This is a genomic window from Hyphomicrobium sp., from assembly GCF_035572195.1.
Classification (GTDB): Bacteria; Pseudomonadota; Alphaproteobacteria; order Rhizobiales; family Hyphomicrobiaceae; genus Hyphomicrobium_B.
Window position 1 is genome coordinate 1 of record NZ_DATNBA010000072.1, and the last position, 2,462, is coordinate 2,462.

At 58.7% G+C, this 2,462-nt stretch carries 3 protein-coding genes; all 3 read left to right on the forward strand.

Features of this window, described 5'->3' with window-relative positions; genetic code table 11:
• A partial coding sequence (locus tag VN623_RS06610; RefSeq protein ID WP_325569353.1) for an alpha/beta hydrolase occupies positions 1–551 on the forward strand: 551 nt, incomplete at its 5' end.
• Positions 552–638: 87 nt separating this feature from the next.
• The gene (locus tag VN623_RS06615) at positions 639–1,106 is read left to right on the forward strand and encodes an SET domain-containing protein (RefSeq protein WP_325569354.1); all 468 of its coding nucleotides are present in this window, start codon (positions 639–641) and stop codon (positions 1,104–1,106) included.
• Positions 1,107–1,274: 168 nt separating this feature from the next.
• Positions 1,275–2,462, forward strand: a 1,188-nt coding sequence (gene tyrS, locus VN623_RS06620; RefSeq protein ID WP_325569356.1) for a tyrosine--tRNA ligase, incomplete at its 3' end; no start/stop codon positions are given.

Genomic DNA, 2,462 nt, shown 5'->3' on the forward strand with positions numbered 1-2,462 from the left:
TCGGCGGGACGATGAATCATCCAATCATCTATCAGCTCTACTACGCCTTCGTGCACCGCGGCTTCTCGGCGTTGCGGTTCAATTTTCGCGGCGTTGGTCGCAGCCAGGGCTCATTCGACCACGGACAGGGCGAACTGTCGGACGCCGCAGCCGCGCTTGACTGGGCGCAGACCATTAATCCGGAGGCCAAGAGCTGCTGGATCGCGGGCTTTTCGTTTGGAGCCTGGATTGGAATGCAGCTTTTGATGCGCCGCCCCGAAATTGAGGGCTTTATCTCGATCTGCCCACCGGCCAACCTTTATGATTTTTCGTTCCTCGCTCCCTGCCCCTCTTCGGGCCTCATCATTCATGGGGACAAGGACGCCGTCGTCCCTCACAAAGACGTGACGACGTTGGTGGACAAGCTCAAGACCCAAAAGGGAATAGTGATCGAGCAAAAGGTTGTGCAAGGCGCCAATCATTTCTTTGACGGCAAGGTCGAAGCGCTGCTTACTTCGATCAGCGCCTATCTCGACAAGCGGCTAAAGACAGAGCGCAAGCCGGCTGCGTAGAAGTTCGGCGGAAGCCCAGGTCGCAACGCTTGGTTCGTGTCTGGCGGGGGAATCGACGACACGCGGACAACCGTCCGCGGAACGAACATGCTTCTTGTCAAAACTTATCTTGATAAAAGTGCCATTCACGGCCTTGGTGTTTTTGCAGGCGAAGTCATTCGCAGGGGCACGAAGGTCTGGCGATTCGTCGATGGATTCGATCGGGTCTACTCACCCACCCAGTTCGCCAAACTGCCCAAGCCCGCGCGGGACTACATCTGGAACTACGGATACCGGGTGGACGGCGAGATTCTGCTGACGATCGATCACGATCATCATATGAACCACTCCGACAAGGCCAACACCCATTGGCACAACGGCTACATCGTCGCCAGCCGCACGATCCGCAAAGGCGAAGAAATCACCAATGACTATCGGCAGTTCGGCGCGGGTTTTTGTGCGGCCTTCCTGAAGAGGAAGTTGCGGGTCGTCGCAAACAATCCAGGGCCGCGCGACGACGCCACTTGGTTGCGGCGCACCGGTCGCCTTCGGAAGAGTGATCGGAAGGTCGTCTAAGGTACGCACGGCAAGGTTCGCCAAGGTCTGCGCCTCGAGGGTGTCTGTCGACCATCCCCCAAACCAGACCCTGCCTCCTGCTTGCCGGCGCCATGTATTGTTGAATCCGACGGCGGACCTGTTACACCACCCGACGCATGCGACAAGGCCGCGGCACGAGAGCCCAAAATGAGTGCGTATAAATCAGATTTCCTGAACGTCCTGGCCGAGCGCGGCTTCATTCATCAGGTCTCGGAGCCCGAGACCCTGGATGCGCGCGCGAAGGCCGGCGCGATTACGGCTTACATCGGATTTGATTGCACCGCCGCGTCGCTGCATGTCGGCTCGCTGCTGCCGATCATGATGCTCTACTGGCTGCAGCAGACCGGACATAGGCCCATCGCGCTGATGGGCGGCGGCACGACACGCGTCGGCGACCCGTCGGGAAAGGATGAAAGTCGCCGGATCCTCACCGACGAGATGATCGACGGCAATCTCACCGGCATCCGGGCGATATTTTCCAAATTCCTCAAATTCGAAGGCGCCGGCGGCAATGCCATCATGGCGAACAATGCTGATTGGCTGAATAAGCTCAACTACATCGATTTCTTGCGTGATGTGGGCCGGCACTTTTCGGTCAACCGGATGCTCTCGTTCGACTCAGTCAAGCTGCGCCTCGATCGCCAGCAGGAATTATCGTTTCTCGAATTCAACTACATGGTTTTGCAGGCGTACGATTTCGTCGAGTTGAGCAAACGCCACGACTGCATCCTGCAGATGGGCGGCTCCGACCAATGGGGCAATATCGTCAACGGTATCGATCTTGGCCGTCGCATGCAGAACGTGCAGCTATTCGCCCTGACCGCACCTCTGATAACGACGTCGTCCGGCGCCAAGATGGGCAAGACCGCAGCCGGTGCGGTGTGGCTAAACGCCAGTCAGGTGAGCCCGTACGACTACTGGCAATACTGGCGTAACACCGAGGACGGCGACGTCGTTCGCTTCCTCAAACTCTTTACCGTCCTGCCGATGAATGAGATTGCGCGCCTTGCCTCACTGAAGGGCAACGAAATCAACGACGCAAAGAAAATCCTCGCCACCGAAGCAACGGCGCTGGTGCATGGCCACACCGCCGCCGATCAGGCGGCCGAGACAGCGCGGAAGACCTTCGAGGAAGGCGCCACATCCTTGTCCCTGCCGACAATGCCGGTTTCGCAAAAGGATCTGTCGGCCGGTATCGGCGTGCTCAACGCCTTCGTGCTGGCCGGCCTTGCAGCATCGAATGGTGAGGTCCGGCGCGCCATCGGCAACGGTGCGGTCGCCGTCAACGACGCCCGTATCACAAGCGATAAGCACGTGATCTCCAGCAAGGACATC